The sequence below is a fragment of the Pseudoalteromonas ruthenica genome (assembly GCF_008808095.1).
GTDB classification, from domain to species: domain Bacteria; phylum Pseudomonadota; class Gammaproteobacteria; order Enterobacterales; family Alteromonadaceae; genus Pseudoalteromonas; species Pseudoalteromonas ruthenica.
On the sequence record NZ_CP023396.1, the window covers coordinates 2,497,501 to 2,518,812 of the forward strand.

Consider the following 21,312-nt stretch of genomic DNA (forward strand, 5'->3'; position numbering starts at 1 on the left):
TTTAATAACTTATGGTCACTCAGTTCATTTGAGACTCTAAATTTGTTTGCGTCATCTAGCGAACTAGAATCGGCTGTTAGAACTCAATCTGTACGAGTGCCCACACAGATGATTGCTTCATATTTTTAAAGAACGTTTTAGGCTTTCGCCTCGGAAGCTTTGCTCCCGTTCAGGGCTGCGCATTCTACGCTTTCCTGATTTTGTGTCAACACTTAATTTTAAGTTTTTTTAATTCGCTTTAAACTAAGTTTTATTTGACTCACCTGACTCATTGAAGTGCTTGTTTGTAAGCAGTCCGCCGTGTCGGTGGATGCGCATTATAGGGAGATCGAAAATGAGATCAACACTTTTTTTAAAGATCTTTTCTGATCGCTCAATTTAGCAACAAAAATGTGTTTTTTGCTCATTTTTAATACATCTATACTGAGCTTGAGCAATAAAACCCGAAGTTTCCCGCTTTACTTGTTGCTATGTGTTGTAATGTCGTTAAGATAACACACTGCATTTTGTTAATTTTATGTTTATTCTATGTATATTTGGTAGATCACAATGACGTCACCTAATTTAAAAGCAATTATAATCTCAGTTTCTATCGCTGTTCTGGGTTTTCTTATACTGCAATTTGCAGTTCCTCAGTTGCAGCTTTCACCAGCCGTTACATTTGCGCTAGGCGCTATATTGGCGGGTTTCGCTCCCTTAGCTTTCAACCAGTCACCGCAGCATGATGCGGTAGATGCCGATGTAACCGATACGAAAACACTCTATGTTGGTAACTTACCCTACCGTGCAAACGAGCATATGGTTAAGGAGTTATTTGAACAGCATGGCACTGTTTTCAGTGTGCGATTACTCAAAGATAAACATACAGGCAAGCGCCGAGGTTTTGGTTTTGTCGAAGTCGCATTGAAAGATGCGGATAAGATAATTGATAAACTGAATGACAATGAGTACCAAGAACGGACTCTGAAAGTTAGAGAAGCGAAGCAAAAGCAAGAAGGCAACGCATAAAAAAAGAGGGCTTAAGCCCTCTTTTTTATATTCCATCACCATCTATATGCAAACCACATTCTCGATTAAGGCCAAAGAAGCGCGTTTCCTCTTCGCTCATGCCCGGCTCCAGTTTACGAGTAGTATGCACATCCCCCATCGAAACATAGCCTTGCTCCCACAAAGGGTGATACGGCAGATCATGTTTAGTTAGATACTGGTATACATCACGGTTCGTCCACTCCAATATAGGATAAACCTTGACCGTACCGCGACTAATTTCAACCACATTTTTGTCCTGGCGAGTGCTCGACTGCTGACGACGTAAGCCACTGAACCACGTACCTACTTCCAGCTCGTTCAATGCTCTGGTCATGGGCTCAACTTTGTTGATCTGGTTATAAAGCTTAATGCCAGCCTCTCCCTGCTCCCACAACTTCCCATACTTAGCTTCTTGCCATGCGGGACTGATAGCTGCTTTATAGACTTTTAGATTAAGCTGTAAGCGCTCAGTCATCTGCTCTATAAACTGGTAGGTTTCTGGAAATAAGTACCCTGTATCAGTCAGCACTACGGGAATGTCGTGCTTTTGCGCCGTTAGCATATGCAGCATCACCGCCGCTTGAATACCAAAGCTGGAGGACAGCATGGGTGTGCTTGGCAAGTTATCCAGCGCCCATGCAACACGTTGCTCTGGGGTTTTGTCCGCAAGTATTCCGTTGATATCGGTTAGCAAGCTTTGTTGCTGCTCTTTTTCAAGCGTTAAAATGTGCTTAAAATCACTCATGACTTGTCCTCATTCCCGCACTTAGTTATGCGTGGAAATCTGTCTTTGATACTTTGACTTCAGTAACGATGCCTTGGCGAATAACAAAATCCCCAAACCCTTCGTCTTGCTCGCGTTCATTGGCCCAACGACCGATTAGCTCGTCTAGGGCTTCTAAGTAAGTCTCTTCGCCGACATTTTCGAGATACAACTTAGGAATACGTGTTCCTTCTCGGTTGCCCCCGAGATAGAAGTTATACTTACCCGGCCCTTTACCCACTAAACCAGCCTCGGCGAGCATGGCTCGACCACAACCATTAGGGCAACCAACCACGCGCAAAATAATGTGCTCATCGGCAACATTGTGCTTGGCTAGTAAGGCTTCCGTTTTTTCGATTAAACTCGGTAAATAACGTTCAGCTTCTGCCATCGCCAACGGACATGTGGGCAATGACACACAGGCCATAGACGCTTTGCGCTGCTCACTATCGCCGTCGTCTATCAGGCCATGCTCGCGCGCCAACTGTTCTATTGTGGCCTTTTGCTGTGCAGGTACACCGGCGATGATAAGGTTCTGGTTTGCAGTCATGCGGAAATCACCTTGGTGGATTTCAGCAATTTTTCGGCATCCTGTTTTTAAAGGCTTACCAGGAAAATCTAGGATACGGCCATTTTGAATAAACAAAGTAAGATGGTGTTTACCATCGATGCCCTCAACCCAACCAAAACGGTCACCACGATGAGTAAACTCATAGTCACGACTTGGTTCAAACTTGACGCCAGCGCGCTTTTCAACTTCCGCTTTAAAGGCATCGCTACCAAAGGTGTCTAAGGTGTATTTCGTTTTCGCGTTTTTACGGTTTACGCGGTTACCCCAGTCACGTTGTACTGATACCACATGCTCTGCAATCGCTAAGGTGTGTTCTAAAGGCACAAAACCAAAGTCGTCTGCTTTACGCGGATAGGTATTCACGTCACCATGAGTCATGGCTAAGCCACCGCCCACAAGTACGTTGAAACCAATAAGCTTGCCATTTTCAGCAATCGCTACAAAGTTCAAATCATTGGCATGTACATCCACTTCATTATTCGGTGGAATAGTGACCGTCGTCTTAAACTTACGCGGCAGATAAGTAGACCCCAAAATAGGCTCTTCATCTGTACTCTCTGACTTTTCACCATTAAGCCAAATTTCCGCGTATGCTCGGGTCTTCGGCAACAAATGCTCAGAAATCTTCGCAGCCCACTGATAAGCTTCTTGATGTAGCTCAGACTCTACTGGGTTTGTGGTACACAACACATTACGGTTCACATCACCCGCAGTAGCGATAGAATCGATACCGACACTATTGAGCATCTGGTGCATATCTTTGATGTTAGGTTTGAGCACGCCGTGAAACTGGAAGGTCTGCCGCGTCGTCAAACGGATACTGCCGTACATGGTTTTTTCATCCGCAAATTTGTCGATGGCCAACCACTGTTGTGGCTTGATAATACCGCCTGGCATCCGCGCCCGTAGCATCACATTGTGCAATGGTTCTAGCTTTTGTTTTGCCCGCTCTGGGCGAATATCGCGATCATCCTGCTGATACATGCCGTGAAAACGGATCAACTGGAAGTTATCAGCGTTAAAACCACCGGTGATCTGATCCTTAAGATCAGTTTCAATGGTGCCACGCAAAAAGTTACTTTGCGTTTTAAGACGCTCGTTGTCAGCAAACTTCGCCTCGGGGTCATGCTTGCTATTTGGCTTGTAGTCGCTCATATCAATTCCTACATTATTTGCGCTGACGGAGTGCGCTTAATAAACATCTTTTTGGTAACGGTTGGCGCTGCGTAAATCTTTAATGTACTGCTCAGCACTTTCGTCGTCTTTGTTGCCATGAGTTTTCACAACATCAATTAAAGCTTGATGAACATCTTTGGCCATACGGTTCGCATCACCACACACATACAGGTGAGCTCCTTGCTCTAGCCATGCGAAGAGTTGTTCACCTTGCTCACGCAGACGATCTTGGACATACACTTTTTCAGCCTGATCGCGACTCCAGGCAACATCAATGTTAGTGAGTAAACCCGATTTTAAATAACCCTGAATTTCGGTTTGATACAGAAAGTCTTGCGTAAAGTGTGGGTTACCAAAGAAGAGCCAGTTTTTGCCCTGTGCGTCACGGGCTTCACGCTCTTGTAAAAACGCTCTAAATGGCGCAATGCCGGTTCCTGGACCAATCATAATGACTGGCGTGTTATCATCACTTGGCAAACGGAAGTTATCATTGTGCTCAGTGAATACGCGAACTTCACTGCCTTCTTCTGCAACACGACATAAGTAACCTGAACAGCCGCCTAGGTGGTTCTCACCAAAGGCGTCAAACTCAACGACACCAACGGTAAGGTGTACTTCGTCCTCAACCTCGCTTTGGCTCGAGGCAATGGAATACAAACGCGGCTGCACCTTGCGCAAACTATCAACCAACTCTTGAGCACCAATTTGTGCCGGATGCTGGAAAATCACATCAAACGTTTGTCGCGCTTCAATGTATTCACGCATCGCCGCTTTATCTTCGATAAGGGCTAATAGCTCTGGTGTGTTAGTAGCTAAGGCATACTTTTCCACAAACCCTGGGTAAGACTGAGTAAGTTCTAACTTCTCTATTAACGCATCACGTAGGCTGAGACTCTCATCACCGAGCGTTATTTGCGTAGCACCATCCAGCTGCAAGAGTGACAATACCTTGTCGACCTTGCTTTGCTCATTTAAAAAGTACACACCTAATGAATCACCTGGAGTGTAGGTAATATCCGACCCCTCTAAGGAGATCTCGATGTGACGCACATCTTTGCTCGAATCACGGCCGGTAATTTTTTGCACCGTCAGTAGCTCTGCTGCAAAGGGGTTTTTCTTGTTGTACTGACTTACCGCTGGGCTCGCAGCACCAAATGGCATGCTCACCACATTTGCCTCGCCGCCTTGTTGCGCTTTCAGCTCAGGCTCAAATGCATCTAGGGCTCCAGCAATCCAGGTCTCGCTTTGATCTTCATAGTCAACATCTAGATCAGCGCGTTGGTAAATGCTTTGCGCCCCGAGCTTAACTAAGCGCTCTTCAAAATCTTTCGCCGTTTGACAGAAGAACTCATAGCTAGAGTCGCCTAACCCAAGCACCGCAATTTTAACGTCATCAAGCTTTGGCGCTTTTTTGGTGGTTAAAAATTCATGTAAGGCCTCAGCATCTTCTGGCGGCTCGCCTTCACCATAAGTAGAAACCACGATGCTAATAAATTTTTCTTTCTTTAATGCTGTAGGCTTGTAGTCCGCCATACTAACTAGTTTCGCGGCTAACCCTCTGCTTTGGGCTTGCTCTTTAAGTTGTGTGGCCACAGCTTTCGCGTTACCCGTTTGTGACCCGTAAAGGATCGTTAAAGCAGCAGCCTCAGTGGCAGCGGGCGCACTCACAGCTCCACCAGCCAAGGCTGCAGTATTTGCATTGGCAGCGAGATAACCACTGACCCACGCCTGCTGAATTGGATTAAGTTCAGCCACCAAACCTTGGAGCTTCTGCACCTGTTCAGGTGTAAGCGGGCTTGCAGCCGCATGCAGCTGGTTTAACAACATTTTAATTCCTCTGACCCATGAAAAACGCCACCATTTAAGTTTGCGGTGGCTGATTAAATTCGTACTACGTTGGCAACCCAAGTCACTTTTTTGGGTTTTTGTTAGCGTGAAGCATACCTATGAGCGACGCTTGGAAAAAAGAATAGAATCTGCTTTGTTATTCCATTTGGTTATGAAATTAGAATTTATCCAACAAAAACAATTTAACGGATCAGCGACTATAGTTACCCTGTGTCACTTTGGGGTAATACTCCTTCGGCACAATTTATAACCAAAAGAATCAACAGGTATAACAATGAGAAATTTTTCACACAACATCGTGGCGCTCACGCTACTGTCAACGGCTAGTTTCGCTGCTCAAGCTCAGGTATTGGATAATGGTGGGTTTGAGGCTTGGAACGCGAATGTTCCTTCCGGGTGGAGCACGATCGATACTGGTATTGAAGTAAGTCAAGAATCTGCCAATATATATGCTGGCAGCTATGGTGCCAAGGTGCGCGTAACCACTGGCTCACAAAGCAGTACGGATCTACGACAAAGCGTTGACGTAAGTGCCGGCCAGCAATATCAATTTACCGTTTGGGTTAAACATACCGAAGGCAACGTGCGTGCACGGCTGTACGTTGATGGCTATCAAAACTACTCTAATCCAGCACAAACAAATCAATGGCAACAATTAAGCTATACCTATACTGCTACTAGCAGTGGTCAGATAGAAGTTGGCTTACGCTTTTATGATGTCAGTGGCTTTGATGGCAGTGAAGTGGTTTATATCGACGAATTTACTCCGAACAACGGCCACAGTGAACCACCAACAGGCTCTTGCAGTGAGCACACTGTCACCTTAACTCTGCACACCGATAACTATGGTAGTGAAACAAGCTGGGAGCTGAGCCAACAAGGGGGCAACGTTGCCAATGGCAGTGGCTACCAATCTAACCAAGAATACAATGAAGACATGTGCTTGGCCGATGGTGACTATACCTTCACCATTTTTGATAGCTATGGCGATGGGATGTGTTGTGGACAAGGCTCTGGCTCTTACGAATTAAGCAATGGCAGCACCGTACTAGCCAGTGGCGGGCAATTCACCTATTCGCAAGCCACATCTTTTACCCTTGGCGACAGCGACCCAGTAGAGCCCCCTCCAGTCGACGGATACTATAGCTCAGCTTCAGGGTTAAGCGGATATGCCTTAAAAACCGAACTACATAACCTCATCAGTAACCATACCAATCAGGGTTATGGTGCCATTTGGGGTTTCTATGATCAGTACGCTCGAGACAGCTATTATGAGAATGACAACAGTATTCTCGATCGCTACTCAGAGCGTCCTTCAAGCACTGACTCACACAGCTTCATTAGCATCAACGACCAATGTGGCAGCTACAGTCGAGAGGGTGATTGCTACAACCGCGAGCATAGCTTTCCAAAGAGCTGGTTCGGTGGCAAGGTTGAGCCTATGAACTCAGACGTGCACCATATTTTCGCATCTGACGGCTATGTAAATGCCAAACGTGGAAGTTATCCTTTTGGCGAGGTCGGCAGTGCTAGCTACACTTCCAGCAATGGTTCAAAATTAGGCGTTGCGCGCAGTGGCTTAGGTTACAGTGGCACGGTGTTTGAGCCAATTGATGAATTCAAGGGCGACTTTGCACGTGCCCACTTTTACATGGCAACACGCTATCAAGACCGTATTGCCGGTTGGAAGAACAATTCGACTTATGGCAGTGCCGTGCTTGATGGCAGCAGCAATCAAGTATTCAGCTCATGGGCACTGACGATGTTATTGCAGTGGCATCAGCAAGACCCAGTCTCTCAAGCAGAAATAGACCGCAATAACGGCGCTTACAACCATCAAGGCAATCGGAACCCTTATATCGATCATCCCGAGTTTGCAGCCCTGATTTGGCAATAGTCGTTCACAACTAAAAAGGCGCCAATTGGCGCCTTTTTACACTTTAAATAACTTTAATCTTGTTCTAAGCCGTACAGCGTAATCTCAATACCTGCACCAATAGCAGAAATACGAAGTAAAGTGTCGGCGCTAATGGCTTCATTAAAACATTTAGGCGAGTGACCAGAACTAAAGCCCAAATCAAACGTACGACGTGAGCAGCTCAGCCATTGTTTAAGTCCGGCTTTAGAACATGACTCAATCAGCTCGCACAACTCATTGATGGCTTTATCTGGGCTCGGGCTATCGACGTTAGCCTCAATACGCGCAAGCTGGCGTGTTTCGTCTTTGTCGTAGTGCAAAACAATGGCGCTTTTGTCTAAATCAGCGACTAGCGCGCTAATATCATGTTGTGACTCCAGCTCAAGATCCACATTAAGAAATTGAATATCTGCCATGCACCGTTCCTATTATCCACGCACTAGTTATTAACTGCGTCATTGTGTCACATTGACCGCCAATAACAAGAGCGTAAACTGAGTTACACCTGCCACAAAGACAACAACAATATGAATAAACGTCTTTTCAAGCACAGCCGAACATTACACAAATGGGCTGGATACGTACTTGTGTTGCAATTATTTGCATGGCTCATGGGTGGCCTTGTGATGAGCGCACTACCACTCGACAAGGTACATGGTAAGCATTTGGCAAAGCGCACGCTAGAGAACCCCTTTTCCAGTAGCGACTATACCGCCTCCTTGGATAACATTCGCATGCAGATGCCCTCACTGAGGCGGCTACAGTTTACTCACCGCCTCAATCAACCAATTATTATCGCGGCAGAGGGCAAGCAAGAGCATGTTTTTCACGCCCGAACGGGTCAGCTATCTGCGGCTCTTAACCAAGAGCAGGCTGAGCGTATTGCCTATAACCATTATCTTGGTGAAGGTAAGGTTAGCCTCGCAGAGCACCTTATCACTGGGCCACAGGAGATCGGTTACCGTCAAGATGTGTGGCGTATCGAGTTCGATGACTGGTGTGCAACAACGCTATATTTAGACGCGTACAGTGGCCAGTTTATTACTGTACGCTCAACTATTTGGCGCATTTTCGATTTCTTCTGGATGCTGCACATTATGGATTACCAAGAGCGCAAAGATTTCAACAACCCGCTGCTGATAAGCTTTGCAGCTGCCTCTGTGTTATTTGCTATCACAGGAGGTGTGTTGTTGCTGCAAAACCCACCTTGGCGACGGCGGAAAAAGCGCAGCTAATGTCTAAAGAGCGATGTCTCAAAGGTGAGCACACCGCCATTGCTATTTACGAAAGTGTTGCTTCAATAATTGCGCGAAGGCTTGGACCTTAGCACTGCGATGCACTTGATGGTGAGTCACCAACCAAATATCACTGTGCCAGCTTAACTCACTGCCAAGCACAGGCTTTAGCTGTGAGTATAAAGCTGCCACTTCTTTTTGCATCCCGCCAATCCCTAGGCCGCTGGCAATCGCCCGATTGGCATCAGACGTTTCTGACACCCGCAAGGTGATCTGCTCACCCGGTATATGCTCATCCACCCAAGCAAAATAAGGGACTCGACTATTGAACCCGGCCACACCAGATATGAAATGATGCTGTTGCAACTGGGCCATGGACTGTGGTTCACCGGTGCGAGCCAAATAACGTTCATGAGCGTACAACCCTGCCTCGATAGTACTGAGGTGTTGGGCAATATAATCGCCCTCATCTGGGCGCGGACCAGCACGCACAGCAATGTGTGCTTGGCCATGATCGAGGCGCAAGCGCTTTTGATCCAACAGCACTTCTAATTGAACCTGGGGGTGCAGTGTTTGAAACTGCTCACATACCGGCGCCAACACATCGATAAAGCCGCTTACTGTTGTTAGCAGTAACGAGCCAGACAAAGTCGTGTCTGCAGCCATAATATCGTTGTGTAATAACTCTAACTTCTCGTTGATTTGCTCTGCACTTGCAAACAGTTTGGCACCGGTTTCTGTCATGGAGTAACCTCGAGCATGACGGTGAAACAATCGCGCATTCAAACTTTGCTCGAGATGATTAATGCGTCTTAGCACTGTGCTATGGTGCACACCTAAGGCTTCGGCCGCTGAGGTAAGAGTCCCTCTTCTGGCAACTTCAAATGCTACTTTGATATCCTGCCAGTCGTTAAATTCTATCGCCATAGTTGCATTCTCTGTGTATATACGCACACAAGCTTTGCGTTTTTTGCGCTTTTTTGCAAGTCTGATTTTGGCTAAAGTACGTACTAACACAGACCAACTGACAGCATTAGGATATTCACTATGGCAACAGCAAAAATTATCGCCCTCGCAGGCAGCCTTCGTAAAAATAGTTTCAATCAGGCAGTGATCAATCATGCCGCACAATTGGCGCAACAGCAGGGCGGCGAAGTCGAAGTAATTTCTTTGGCGGAGTTAAACTTGCCCATGTTTGATGAAGACATTGAAGCACAAGGTGTACCAAGCAGTGCGCAACAACTAAAAGATAAATTGCGTTCAGCGGATGCTATTTTACTTGCCAGCCCGGAATACAATGGCTCAATCACAGCGGTATTAAAAAACGCCATAGACTGGGCATCACGTACTGAAGCCGGTGCGACGCCCGCATTTCGTAACAAGGTGGTAGCGTTATTCGCAGCGTCTCCTGGCGGGCTAGGTGGCCTACGCGGCTTAAATCACGTGCGTGACATCCTCAGTGGCATTGGCGCATTAGTGCTTGGTGACCAACTCGCTATTGCTGGTATCCACGGCTTTGTCAACGACCAAGGAGAGCTGACCGACAGCGCCACCAGCGAGAAAATAGCCGGGCTTACGTCACAACTTATCGACGTAACGTCTAAGTTGAAAAGCTAAAAAGCTGCCGGCGATAGCGATATAGCGCAGTGACGTTGCTGCTTACAAACAAGCCCTCAAGTAACGCAGCCATGGGGGAGCCTGCAGCAACGCCATACGCTAGCCAACAACCACTACCCAAGAGCATCAGTAAACGCATCGTCAATTGCCGGCGCTGAAATGCAGCGCAGGTTTGTATACAACTTCCCGCCAAAGCCCACAGCGAAATAGGCGACTGCCATACAAATAAAGTTGTCAGTATCGACAGAGCTATAAATATCACCATTAGCCGCCGCTGTTGATAATGAATACTGAGCGCAAAGCGCAAAGACGCCAGCAGCATCAGGATGGCACCGCTGTACTGAGTTAATAAAACATAATGGCCACTGGTCAGAGCCGTAGATAGCACCAGGCATATTAGGACACTGCGCCTTTGTGGTAATTGAAACGATACTAAATCGCAGACAATAGCGATAGCAACCAGCAACTGAGATAACCAAAACCAATCCATACTCCCTCCACTGCCGGAGTATGCCGAGTATAGGCTGGGGCCGCCTTAACCTTTGTTAATTCAATCCTAAACGAGCGCGTATCCGCGACAGACTCACGGCACTAATCCCTAAATATTTGGCCACTTGCGTAAGCGATAATTGCGCCAACCAGTGTGGTCGGTGGGTTAATAAAAACTGGTAACGCTGCTGTGGACTTTGCAGCAACAGGAAGGCTTCTTTAGACTCTTTAAATAATACTTGTTGCTGTAGCAAAGCCATAGTTAATGAGTGCCACCGAGGCTGTGCCAGCTCTGCCAGGGGCACACGCAACAAGCGGCTGGGTTTGAGTACCTCTAAGCTGTAGTTTGCAGGCTGTTGAGTGATCCAGGCGCTGTATATAAAGGCCAATTCACCCTGAAAATAGAACTCTTTATAATGTTGTTGTCCTTGCTCATCGAGATACGCGGCAACTAACACCCCGGATTGTACAAAGTATGCATAATTCTGTTGTTGTTGCTGTTCGAGCAATACATCATGAGTGTTCATCTCTAAGCTTTTGATAGCATTACTGTGAGCGAGTAACTGTTGCAGTTGCTCACTCACAACTTGACTGGCCTGCCCTAATTGCTGATAAGCCAAGACACAAGCCTTTGCAACTGATTAATTTTGCACATTTGTCGCTGCCAACTTTGCTTGAATAAAATCATTGTGAGTTACATAGAGTAAATCAGCTACACGGCGAATAACATGCTCTTCATGCTTATCTAATTGACCATCTGCATAGGCCAATCGCCATAACAACTCGATAATCTCAATACGCTCCTGTGCATTGGTATTGTCATTTATCTGCTTAGAAAAACGGAAGTAATCAATGGCTTCATCAAGGTCTTGACTGGCCGCTGTGATTAAGTTGTTTACTTCTTCCTCACCTAAATCAAAGTATTTCTGTAACAGCACGACCATGGCTTTGCGCTCATCTTCTTGTAGTTCGCTATCGGCACGCATAACCTCAACCAGTAGCGCTGCGACTGAGGTTTTAAAATCAGGCGAGTCATCTTGCTGTGGCTGTGACTGTAAAGAATTAAAGAACCGTTTTAAATTATTGAGCATGGCACGCCTCCCGCTTGGTGTTACACTCACTGTAAAGGATACTCCCAGTACACACAACAAGGGTTGTTTATGTCGTCATATCGCTATGCTTTTCTGCTTTTCATGGTCGCAATGAACTGGGGATGTAGCTACACTCCTGCGCCTATTGGTGAGCAAGAAAAGTTCTATGACTTTGATAATAAAGTGCATTACTACCAAACTAGGTTAAGTAAAAAGCGCTATCGTCTGGAAGTGGTTGAGGATGGCTACCAACAGTTCACCAACCAGAGTGTGTTTTTATTACGTCACAGTGCTCAGTTGTGTAACGATTCCACCTTCTCTTTGCGCATTACCCAAGGTGTGCAAGACTATGAACGCTTCCCTACTCACCCGCGAGGTTATGAGCCCAACTTGGTTGCTGAGCTCATTTGTGAGTAGCCCTGCGCAATTAGTCTTTATATCCCCAAGGGGCTTTTGGCGGGGTAATGGGCTGGGTCAAATCAAAATCAACGCGAAACTCTCGTCCTTGGCGCACTAGCCGATAAGTAAATTGCTCTGGGTAAATATACATTTGCCAAGTATTACCCTCTGATTGCGGGATCCCTTGCTGTACAAATAACTCTTTAGAGTACTGATCGGCCGGGAATGACTGCATGGTGGCATAACCGGCATCCACGGTATGACCGCCGTACATAGTCGAGACGTCATCGCTGCCATCCTTATGGCGATGGTCATGCTTTAAGCTTAAACCACTGCCCGTTTTAGTAATAATCCAGGTGCGCGAGGCATCATCACCGACATGAAACGGCACTTGTAACTCGCGCTCTGTACAACGGCGCACGTGCATAACCAGCTTTGCTTCGCTGAAGCTACTTGGTCCAGCGTTATCAACCGTCACCTTTCCTTGATACGCTTTACCACAATGCGCTTTGATATTATTAAAAAATGCATCGTGGGAAGGGATTGAGACCAAAGGCGCAGGGCGCGCTTGCGCACCAGTGGCAACAGCGCCTATCACAGATAACGCCGCACACGTAATCGCTAATTTCATGCTGAGTTCCAAGTAAAGTAAAAGCGCCAATATAGCGCTTTCACTGTTGCTTTCCTACTTTTTACGTTGAAGTACTAGCGGCCACTCACTGCCAGGGGCGCTGCGCCTTTAGTTGCTGTTCAAAGGCATCAATTTGAGCATTGTATTGCTCAGTCACACCGATAAAATCCAGGCCACTTAGCAACCGCTCTTTCACGTCTGCACGTACCGAGAAAGTAATCGGTGCAAAGCGTGAACTGCGCAGCTGCTGATTCGCCAAGTCCACCTCAATATGCAGTGCTTGCTCAGACTCACACAGTGCAAATAAGGCATCCAGCTGCGCGCTCGCCAAGGCGATAGTCAACATTTGGTTATTAGCACAGTTATTAAAGAAGATATCAGCAAAGCTCTCGGCAATGATCACCGTAAACCCATATTGCTTCAGTGCCCAGGGTGCGTGCTCCCGTGACGAACCACAGCCAAAATTATCACGGCTAAGAAGAATACTAGCCCCTTGGTATTGCGGGTAATTAAGCACAAACTCTGGATCGGGTTGGCCATCGCCAAGGTAACGCCAATCGTAAAACAGGGCTTTATCGAACCCATCTCGACTGGTGGAGGTTAAAAATTGCTTGGGGATAATCTGGTCGGTGTCGACATTATTCTTATCCAACGGGGCCACTAGCCCCTGATGAAAACAGCTCATTGTGCCTCTCCTTGAATATCAGTAAAGCGCCCAGTTATTGCGGCCGCAGCGGCCATCGCCGGACTCACCAAGTGGGTGCGCCCGCCCCGCCCTTGGCGTCCTTCAAAATTGCGGTTGGAGGTCGACGCACAACGCTTGCCCGGAGCGAGTCGGTCATCATTCATAGCTAAACACATGGAGCATCCAGGCTCTCGCCATTCAAAGCCTGCGGCTTTGAAAATATCCGCCAAGCCTTCTTCCTCAGCCTGCTGTTTTACCAGTCCTGAGCCGGGCACAATTAATGCTTCTATGTCTTTGGCTACCTGCTTACCGGCGACCACCGCAGCGGCCGCGCGCAAGTCCTCAATGCGGCTGTTGGTGCATGAGCCAATAAACACCGTATCGACACAGATATCACTGATCTTTTGCCCAGGTCGCAAATCCATATACTTTAAGGCACTGCGAATAGCATCAGCCTTTATCAAATCCGTTTCTTTATCCGGATCGGGAATAACCTCATCCACGCCCAGCACTTGCTCTGGACTGGTACCCCAGGTGACTTGTGGCTGCACCTGCTGAGCATCAATGTCGATGATCTTATCGAAGTGCGCGTCAGCATCCGAGTGCAATGTGCGCCAATAGGCAACGGCCTTGTCAAAGTCTTCACCTTGCGGGGCAAAAGGCCGCCCTTTAATATACTCATAGGTGGTTTCATCGGGGGCAATAAGTCCTGCTTTGGCCCCCATTTCAATGCTCATATTGCACAGCGTCATACGCGATTCCATCGACAAAGCGCTAATTGCCTCGCCACAGAACTCGGCAACATAACCGGTGCCACCCGCCGTTCCTAACTGGCCGATTATAGCCATAATTAAGTCTTTCGCTGTTGCCGTGCTTCGCAGCTTGCCATGAACGTGAATTTTTAACGACTTCGCCTTTTTTTGCTGCAATGTCTGGGTGGCAAGCACGTGCTCAACCTCGGACGTACCAATACCGTGAGCCAATGCCCCAAACGCACCATGCGTGGAGGTATGGCTATCACCACAGACAATGGTAGTCCCGGGCAGCGTGATCCCCTGCTCGGGACCCATCACATGCACAATGCCCTGATTAATGGAGTTGAGGTCGTACAATCTAATGCCGAATTCATCACAATTCGCCTGCAATGCCAGTAACTGGTTACGCGAGACAGTACTTGCGGCATCCAAAGAGCGAGATTTGGTCGAGACGTTGTGATCCATGGTTGCGAAGGTTTTTTCTGGACAACGTACGGTGCGATTTTTCTCGCGCAATCCGGCAAAGGCTTGGGGTGAGGTGACCTCATGCACAAGATGACGGTCTATGTACAGTAAGTCGGTTTGTTCATTTAGGCTGGCGACGCAATGAGCCTGCCAAATTTTATCGTATAACGTGTATGCCACTTGCTACATCCTTTTACTAGTTAAATGCGCTCGACGATGGCTGCCGCTACATCGCGCGTGGTATAGCCTGCATCGGGAAAGATATCTGGCGTGCCAACCCCTGCAGCTACGGCTTCGGCTACGGCTTTCTCAATACGCCGTGCAGCCTCGTCTTGCGCTAATGAGTAGCGCAACATCAATGCCGCACTAAGTATTTGCGCAATGGGATTAGCGACCCCTTTACCAGCAATATCTGGTGCCGAGCCGCCGGCAGGTTCATATAAACCGAAGCCGGATTGATTAAGACTAGCCGAGGGCAACAACCCCATAGAGCCGGTGATCATGGCGCACTCATCAGACAAAATATCGCCAAACAAGTTGTCACACAGCAGCACGTCAAACTGGCTCGGCTGCTTCACGAGCTGCATCGCGGCATTATCAATGTAGATATGATCGAGCGTGACATCCGGGTAGTCTTTACTTACGTCATTCACTACCTCTCGCCACAACACACTGGTGGCCAAGACATTGGCCTTATCTACCGAGGTAACATGATTATGGCGCAGCCGCGCCGCTTCAAAAGCAAACCGAGCGATGCGCTCAATTTCACTACGAGCATAGGTTTGCGTATCAAACGCAGCTTCGTGCTGCCCTTCACCACTGCGTCCTTTCTCTCCGAAATAAATCCCCCCTGTTAACTCGCGTACACAGAGTATATCGAAACCATGAGCGCTAATATCTTGGCGCAGCGGAGAGGAGGTGCTCAGTGCAGGCAATAATTGCGCCGGGCGTAAATTACAAAATAACCCAAAGTGTTTGCGTAGCGGCAATAATGACGCCCGCTCCGGCTGTTGCTCCGGGGGCAGGTTTTCCCATTTTGGTCCCCCTACGGCGCCAAACAGTATCGCGTCAGCGGTTTCACATGCCGCCAGCGTTTGCTCCGGCAGCGCTACACCAAACTCATCAATGGCGCCGCCGCCAACGGCGTGATGGTGCAGGTTAAGGCTAAAGCCAAATTCGCGACTGCAGGCCGCTAATACCATTTCTGCTGCGGCCATCACTTCTGGACCAATGCCATCGCCGGGTAATACGGCGATACTGTAACTGTTTTGACTCATCCTGCTTTCCTTTGTTGCTGCTTTAAGCTCGACACTTGCTGTGCTCGATGAATAATGTTGTAAACGCGGATCATGGCACGTACCGACGCTTCGACGATGTCGGCGGCAAGCCCCGCACCGTGATAGGTACGCCCCTGATATTGGGCAATAATGTCAACCTGGCCTAAAGAGCTAGCTCCTTGCCCGGTGGCATCTAAGTTGTATTCAATCACCTCCACCGCCATGCCGGTTAGTCGGGCTATGGCAGCAAAAGACGCTTCTACCGGGCCGTTACCCGTGGCCGCTTCTTGACGCTGTTCACCGGCAATACTCAAGCCGATGGTCGAACTGGCGACTGATTGTGAGTTCGACGCGGAATTAACAAACTGCAACTGGTAATAATCGTCTTTATCGGTGATTTGATTGAAATAAATAATGGCTTCAAGGTCGTAGTCGTATACCGTGCCTTTTTGATCGGCTAGCTCCAAAAAGCTGGCGTATAAGCTATCCATATCGTAGTCACCGCCTTGATAACCTAGTTCACTCAAGCGATGTTCAATAACATGGCGGCCTGAGCGTGAGGTCATATTCAGTTGATTATTGGGCACTCCAACACTCTCTGGCGACATGATTTCATAGGTATTTTGCGCCTTGAGTACACCGTCTTGGTGAATACCTGAGCTGTGGGCAAAAGCATTTTCGCCGACAATGGCCTTGTTCGGCTGTACTGGCATATTGCAGATCTTAGCGACCTGGCGCGACGCCCGATATATCTCCTCACTGCGAATATCGCTGTGCACTTGCAGATGGTCTTGGCGCATTTTCATGATCATCGCTACTTCCTCTAACGAGCAATTTCCAGCGCGCTCACCAATGCCATTAATGGTGCATTCGATTTGTCGTGCTCCCGCTTGCACAGCGGCAATAGAGTTGGCTACCGCTAAGCCTAAATCATTATGGCAATGCACACTTAAGCGCGCTTGATCAATATTGCTGACATGCACTTTGAGATAACGGATCATGGCCGCGTATTCATCTGGAGTAACATAGCCGACCGTGTCAGGCAGATTAATGGTGCTGGCGCCAGCGGCAATGGCGCGCTCAACGACGTAACATAAATCATCATGGGGGGTGCGCCCGGCATCTTCGCAGGAAAACTCAACGTCATCGGTGTATTGGCGGGCTTGGCTAATTGCTTGCACCGCCATGTCGGTGGCCTCGGCGAGCGTCATGCGTAGCTTATGTTCCAGGTGCAGTGGACTGGTGGCGATGAAGGTATGTATGCGGGCCCGCTGCGCGCCCTTGAGCGCCTCCCCGCATGCTTCAATGTCTTTGCTCACTGCTCGTGCTAAGCCACAAATAATGGGCCCTTGCACCTCATTAGCAATACGCTGGACAGCACGGAAATCAGCAGGGCTGGACACCGGGAAACCAACTTCCATCACATCCACGTTAAGACGACTGATTGCATGAGCCAGTTGCAGTTTGTCGTCTTCCGTCAAACTTGCTTTCAATGCTTGCTCACCATCGCGAAGGGTGGTGTCAAATATCCATACCTTGTCTTGCATACTCAGTCCTCTAAAAGATTACCGCCGGAAATAAAAAACCCCGCTCGGGAGGGCGGGGTTGTGTTCGTTTCGTATTACTAACAATCAATACATCACGCCCCGCTAAAGCTCACAAGGAGTAGCAGGTTTAGGAGCAATGTAATGAATTGATTGGTGCGCATAATTGAGCATCGCTGTTAGTAAGATGGCTATTTTTTAACACTAAGAGAACAGCGGGGCAAGCATAAATATTTCAACAATACCGGTTAAAACCCGCAAATAAAGAAATATAAATCCAATAAAAACAACCAAAATGAATTAATATAACAAATTAGAGATCAAGAGAACAAAGAAGGCGCTCGAGAAACAGAAATAGCGCCAAGGTTATTTTATTTTCCAAAAGCGTTTATTTGCTCGCTTTTTGTGCATAGTGGTTGCCGCCATGAGAGATATAACGCAGCTGCCAAATCAGCCGTTCTATTAACTCCTCACGCGACTGCCCTTCTGGGTCGAGCGCTTCAGCGCCAGATGTGAACACTATGGTGACCATGGCTTCGGCTTGCATATGGGCGTGCGAGGCATCACAGCGCGTCTCGCTTTCCAAATAATGCGCTAATTCGAGGATAAAATGCTTAATTTCTCGGGCCACGGCGGCACGGAACGCTTTTGAGGTGCCTGAGCGCTCGCGCAATAGCAGTCGAAACTGATTCGGTTGATTATCGATAAACTCCAAAAAGGTCAGTACCGATGTGGAAATGACGCTGCCACCACTGGCTATTCGTCGCCGAGCTTGGCGCATTAGCTGACGCAGAGTCAGGCCTGCCTCATCAACCATAGTTAAGCCCAGCTCATTCATATCTTTAAAGTGGCGGTAGAAAGAAGTGGGAGCAATCCCCGCCTCGCGCGCGACTTCACGTAAACTCAAATTGGAAAAGCTATGTTCAGCACTGAGCTGATTGAATGCTGCTTCTATCAGAGCTTGACGAGTTTTTAGTTTTTGCTGGGCGCGAACTCCGGCCATCTTTGCCACCTAAGCAGTTAAAAACTTAAGTCTAATACTTGACGCTAAAGGATTGAACCTCTATTTTAGCGTACAGTTGTACGCTGAGATTATTTATAGAATAGTTATAGAATGAAAAAACCACCTATTTTGTGGGTCAATGTGCTATTTTTTAGCCTGTCATTTTTGGCCGCCATTACGTTAGTTCCCTGGTATGGAATCACCTACGGATACACAAGCGCGCACTGGATTGCCTTTATTGCCTGTATGTTTTATGCCGGGCTGTCGATCACGGCTGGATATCACCGATTATGGGCGCACAAAGCCTATGAGGCACACCCTGTTATCGAAGTGATTTTCGCACTCGGCGGGGCCTTCGCACTGCAAAACAGTGCGTTGCATTGGAGTAGCGATCACCGCGTACACCACGGCCAGGTTGACGATCCAGTAAAAGACCCCTACGCCGCCACGCGCGGATTCTGGTACAGCCATATTGGCTGGATGCTCAGAGATTATCAGGGTGAACAATACAGTAATTACAACAACGCCCGTGACTTACAGCGCAATAAAGTAGTGATGTGGCAGCACCGCCATTATATGAAGCTGGTCTGGGCGATGAACCTCGGCCTGCCGCTGCTATTAGGGCTGATCTTTGGTAACGTGCTAGGCATGATGTTACTCGCAGGCTTACTGCGCCTGGTACTATCACAACACTTTACGTTTTTTATTAATTCTTTGGCGCATATTTGGGGTTCACGCCCATACACCGAAAAAAACACCGCCCGCGATAATGGTTTCTTGGCGCTATTAACTTATGGTGAGGGCTATCATAATTTTCACCATATTTTCGCCAGCGACTATCGCAATGGCATTCGTTGGTGGCATTATGATCCGACCAAGTGGCTGATCCGCGCCTGCTCATGGGTCGGCTTAGCGAAAAAGCTAAAGCGCACTCCAGTGGAGCGTATTGAGCGCGCCAAAGCACAAACTTTAATGAGCCGTACCCAAGGTAAACTGGCAGCCATTGAAAGTGCTCAGGAAAAACTGGTTTTGCTTCAAAGCGAGTATGATGTACTGTTGAAAAAACTTCAGCATTTTTGCCAAGTGCAAAAGCAAGTACTTGAAGCAAAGCGCGATTCGGTGCTGCAACAATGCGAAAAATCCGCTTTAATGAAGCAATACCATGAATTAGAAGATGCCTGGCAAGCGCAAAAACAAGCTTGGTTAGCCCTCAACGCCCGCTTGCTTAAGGCTCATTGTTAATGCCCTAAGGAGTCACCGTGGCAAAGCAAACAGCAAGCAAAAAACAGCAACCTAAAGCAGAGGCATCGTATCAGTACGATGCCATTATCATTGGCACAGGTCCTGGCGGTGAAGGAACCGCCATGAATCTTGCGAAAAGCAATAAGAAGGTTGCTGTCATTGAACGTCAGCAAGCCGTAGGCGGTGGCTGTGTGCACTGGGGAACCATCCCCTCAAAGGCGTTGCGACACTCTGTGAGCCGCTATATTGAGTACAAAGCAAACCCGCTATTCAATATCACCGAACGCCCAGGGCGCATTACCTTTGCCGACATCTTGAATCATACCAGTTCAGTGATCTCTAAACAGTCAAGTTTACGCAGCAGCTTTTACGAGCGTAACCGCATTGACTTGTTTCAAGGAGAAGCCAGTTTCGTTGATAAAACAACAGTGAACGTGCAGCATCAAGATGGTTCGTTTGAACGCTTAAGCGCGCCTATTATTGTAATCGCCACGGGCTCACGCCCTTACCGCCCTAAAGAAATTGATTTTAACCATCCTCGGGTATTCGACAGCGACACCATTTTAAGCCTCAAAGATGATCCTCAGCGCATCCTTATTTACGGTGCTGGCGTGATTGGCTGTGAGTACGCATCTATTTTTAAAGGTTTGGGCATGAAGGTAGACTTGGTCAACACTCGCGACCGTTTGCTGGCCTTTATGGATGATGAAATATCCGACGCTTTAAGTTATCACTTTTGGAACAGTGGCATCTTCATTCGCCATAATGAGGAATTCGACCACGTCGAAACCAAAGACGATGGCATTATCATGCATATGAAATCAGGCAAGCGCGTTAAAGCCGACTGCTTATTATTTGCCAACGGCCGTACCGGTAATACCGATACCCTAAACTTGCAAGCCATTGGTCTTAAAGCCGACGGTCGTGGTCAGCTGAAAGTCAACGAGAGCTACCAAACCGAAGTCGATAATGTTTATGCCGTTGGTGATGTGATTGGTTACCCAAGTCTAGCCAGTGCAGCTTTTGATCAAGGCCGTATTTGTGCCGATGCCATTGTTCAAGGTGAGTGCAAAGAAAAGCTGATTATTGATATTCCTGCCGGGATTTATACCATTCCTGAGATGAGTTCAGTGGGTAAAACAGAGCAACAACTCACCGCCGCAAAAATTCCTTATGAGGTGGGTCGCGCCCAATTTAAACACCTAGCTCGAGCGCAAATCGCTGGCACCGACGTCGGTAGTTTAAAAATTCTTTTCCATAGTGAGACTAAAGAAGTACTGGGTGTGCATTGCTTCGGCGAACGCGCCTCGGAGATTGTCCACATCGGCCAAGCTATTATGGAGCAAAAAGGCAGTGGCAATAATGTCGAATACTTTGTTAACACCACCTTCAACTATCCTACGATGGCCGAGGCCTACCGCGTTGCAGCGCTTAACGGGCTAAACCGTTTGGTTTGATACACATCATATATAACTGAAAAAATGGGCATTGTGCCCATTTTTTCTATAAGAGCTCTTGTTCGCCTGTAAAATTATTGTAAACTCTTAAACATATAAGAAAAAAAAGACAGGTAA

21 protein-coding genes are annotated in these 21,312 nt (G+C 47.7%); 7 read left to right on the forward strand and 14 right to left on the reverse strand.

Annotated elements, in window-relative coordinates:
* Positions 1 to 549: 549 nt before the first annotated feature.
* A complete protein-coding gene (locus PRUTH_RS11610) occupies positions 550 to 1,008 on the forward strand; it encodes an RNA recognition motif domain-containing protein (protein WP_045979511.1) in 459 nt (152 codons plus the stop codon).
* 25 nt (positions 1,009 to 1,033) lie between these two features.
* Here PRUTH_RS11610 and PRUTH_RS11615 read toward each other — a convergent pair whose 3' ends face one another.
* The 3 genes from PRUTH_RS11615 to PRUTH_RS11625 are packed head-to-tail and all read right to left on the reverse strand — an operon-like array spanning position 1,034 to position 5,366.
* Positions 1,034 to 1,774: a phosphoadenylyl-sulfate reductase gene (locus PRUTH_RS11615; protein ID WP_045979512.1), complete on the reverse strand. Its 741-nt coding sequence runs from the start codon at positions 1,772 to 1,774 to the stop codon at positions 1,034 to 1,036.
* Between the two features lie 25 nt (positions 1,775 to 1,799).
* Entirely contained in the window at positions 1,800 to 3,518 is a 1,719-nt protein-coding gene (gene cysI, locus PRUTH_RS11620) for an assimilatory sulfite reductase (NADPH) hemoprotein subunit (RefSeq protein ID WP_022946132.1), read from the reverse strand.
* A 36-nt stretch (positions 3,519 to 3,554) separates the two neighbouring features.
* A complete protein-coding gene (locus tag PRUTH_RS11625; RefSeq protein WP_151173326.1) occupies positions 3,555 to 5,366 on the reverse strand; it encodes an assimilatory sulfite reductase (NADPH) flavoprotein subunit in 1,812 nt (603 codons plus the stop codon).
* 295 nt (positions 5,367 to 5,661) lie between these two features.
* On the opposite strand from PRUTH_RS11625, the gene PRUTH_RS11630 reads away from it, so the two are divergent.
* The gene (locus PRUTH_RS11630; RefSeq protein ID WP_151173327.1) at positions 5,662 to 7,284 is read left to right on the forward strand and encodes an endonuclease; all 1,623 of its coding nucleotides are present in this window, start codon (positions 5,662 to 5,664) and stop codon (positions 7,282 to 7,284) included.
* A gap of 53 nt (positions 7,285 to 7,337) precedes the next feature.
* Here PRUTH_RS11630 and PRUTH_RS11635 read toward each other — a convergent pair whose 3' ends face one another.
* The gene (locus PRUTH_RS11635) at positions 7,338 to 7,721 is read right to left on the reverse strand and encodes a hypothetical protein (protein WP_022946129.1); all 384 of its coding nucleotides are present in this window, start codon (positions 7,719 to 7,721) and stop codon (positions 7,338 to 7,340) included.
* 111 nt (positions 7,722 to 7,832) lie between these two features.
* On the opposite strand from PRUTH_RS11635, the gene PRUTH_RS11640 reads away from it, so the two are divergent.
* The gene (locus PRUTH_RS11640; protein WP_151173328.1) at positions 7,833 to 8,540 is read left to right on the forward strand and encodes a hypothetical protein; all 708 of its coding nucleotides are present in this window, start codon (positions 7,833 to 7,835) and stop codon (positions 8,538 to 8,540) included.
* Positions 8,541 to 8,582: 42 nt separating this feature from the next.
* Here PRUTH_RS11640 and PRUTH_RS11645 read toward each other — a convergent pair whose 3' ends face one another.
* Positions 8,583 to 9,467 carry a LysR family transcriptional regulator gene (locus PRUTH_RS11645; protein WP_151173329.1) on the reverse strand — a complete coding sequence of 295 codons (885 nt, stop codon included), beginning with the start codon at positions 9,465 to 9,467 and terminating at the stop codon, positions 8,583 to 8,585.
* Between the two features lie 120 nt (positions 9,468 to 9,587).
* On the opposite strand from PRUTH_RS11645, the gene PRUTH_RS11650 reads away from it, so the two are divergent.
* Entirely contained in the window at positions 9,588 to 10,157 is a 570-nt protein-coding gene (locus PRUTH_RS11650) for an NADPH-dependent FMN reductase (protein WP_022946126.1), read from the forward strand.
* On the opposite strand, the gene PRUTH_RS11655 is transcribed toward PRUTH_RS11650, so the two are convergent.
* From PRUTH_RS11655 to PRUTH_RS11665, 3 genes are read right to left on the reverse strand one after another with little or no spacing between them, the layout of a single operon-like run.
* Positions 10,141 to 10,647 carry a YgjV family protein gene (locus PRUTH_RS11655; protein ID WP_151173330.1) on the reverse strand — a complete coding sequence of 169 codons (507 nt, stop codon included), beginning with the start codon at positions 10,645 to 10,647 and terminating at the stop codon, positions 10,141 to 10,143. The two genes, PRUTH_RS11650 and PRUTH_RS11655, sit on opposite strands and share 17 nt — an antisense overlap.
* 55 nt (positions 10,648 to 10,702) lie before the next feature.
* On the reverse strand, positions 10,703 to 11,266 hold the full coding sequence (locus PRUTH_RS11660) for a Crp/Fnr family transcriptional regulator (RefSeq protein WP_235420161.1): 564 nt from the start codon (positions 11,264 to 11,266) through the stop codon (positions 10,703 to 10,705).
* A gap of 21 nt (positions 11,267 to 11,287) precedes the next feature.
* The gene (locus tag PRUTH_RS11665) at positions 11,288 to 11,737 is read right to left on the reverse strand and encodes a tellurite resistance TerB family protein (RefSeq protein WP_045979520.1); all 450 of its coding nucleotides are present in this window, start codon (positions 11,735 to 11,737) and stop codon (positions 11,288 to 11,290) included.
* Between the two features lie 69 nt (positions 11,738 to 11,806).
* Between PRUTH_RS11665 and PRUTH_RS11670 the strand changes: the two genes are divergently transcribed.
* On the forward strand, positions 11,807 to 12,154 hold the full coding sequence (locus PRUTH_RS11670) for a hypothetical protein (RefSeq protein WP_052698221.1): 348 nt from the start codon (positions 11,807 to 11,809) through the stop codon (positions 12,152 to 12,154).
* A 10-nt stretch (positions 12,155 to 12,164) separates the two neighbouring features.
* On the opposite strand, the gene PRUTH_RS11675 is transcribed toward PRUTH_RS11670, so the two are convergent.
* The 6 genes from PRUTH_RS11675 to fabR all read right to left on the reverse strand — a co-directional run bounded on the left by PRUTH_RS11675 (position 12,165) and on the right by fabR (position 18,496).
* Positions 12,165 to 12,767 (reverse strand): hypothetical protein, encoded by a 603-nt coding sequence (locus PRUTH_RS11675; RefSeq protein WP_151173331.1) that lies wholly within the window; start codon positions 12,765 to 12,767, stop codon positions 12,165 to 12,167.
* An 85-nt stretch (positions 12,768 to 12,852) separates the two neighbouring features.
* Positions 12,853 to 13,452, reverse strand: a complete 600-nt coding sequence (gene leuD / locus PRUTH_RS11680) for a 3-isopropylmalate dehydratase small subunit (protein WP_138510414.1) — start codon at positions 13,450 to 13,452, stop codon at positions 12,853 to 12,855.
* Entirely contained in the window at positions 13,449 to 14,852 is a 1,404-nt protein-coding gene (leuC, locus tag PRUTH_RS11685; protein ID WP_130147987.1) for a 3-isopropylmalate dehydratase large subunit, read from the reverse strand. The genes leuD and leuC overlap by 4 nt, the downstream gene beginning before the upstream one ends.
* A 20-nt stretch (positions 14,853 to 14,872) precedes the next feature.
* Entirely contained in the window at positions 14,873 to 15,949 is a 1,077-nt protein-coding gene (gene leuB / locus PRUTH_RS11690) for a 3-isopropylmalate dehydrogenase (protein ID WP_022945941.1), read from the reverse strand.
* Positions 15,946 to 17,496: a 2-isopropylmalate synthase gene (gene leuA / locus PRUTH_RS11695; RefSeq protein WP_151173332.1), complete on the reverse strand. Its 1,551-nt coding sequence runs from the start codon at positions 17,494 to 17,496 to the stop codon at positions 15,946 to 15,948. The genes leuB and leuA overlap by 4 nt, the downstream gene beginning before the upstream one ends.
* 385 nt (positions 17,497 to 17,881) lie before the next feature.
* Entirely contained in the window at positions 17,882 to 18,496 is a 615-nt protein-coding gene (fabR, locus tag PRUTH_RS11700) for an HTH-type transcriptional repressor FabR (RefSeq protein ID WP_151173333.1), read from the reverse strand.
* 111 nt (positions 18,497 to 18,607) lie between these two features.
* Between fabR and PRUTH_RS11705 the strand changes: the two genes are divergently transcribed.
* Positions 18,608 to 19,738: an acyl-CoA desaturase gene (locus PRUTH_RS11705; protein WP_022945938.1), complete on the forward strand. Its 1,131-nt coding sequence runs from the start codon at positions 18,608 to 18,610 to the stop codon at positions 19,736 to 19,738.
* A gap of 17 nt (positions 19,739 to 19,755) precedes the next feature.
* Positions 19,756 to 21,195 (forward strand): Si-specific NAD(P)(+) transhydrogenase, encoded by a 1,440-nt coding sequence (sthA, locus tag PRUTH_RS11710; RefSeq protein ID WP_022945937.1) that lies wholly within the window; start codon positions 19,756 to 19,758, stop codon positions 21,193 to 21,195.
* Positions 21,196 to 21,312: the final 117 nt, after the last annotated feature.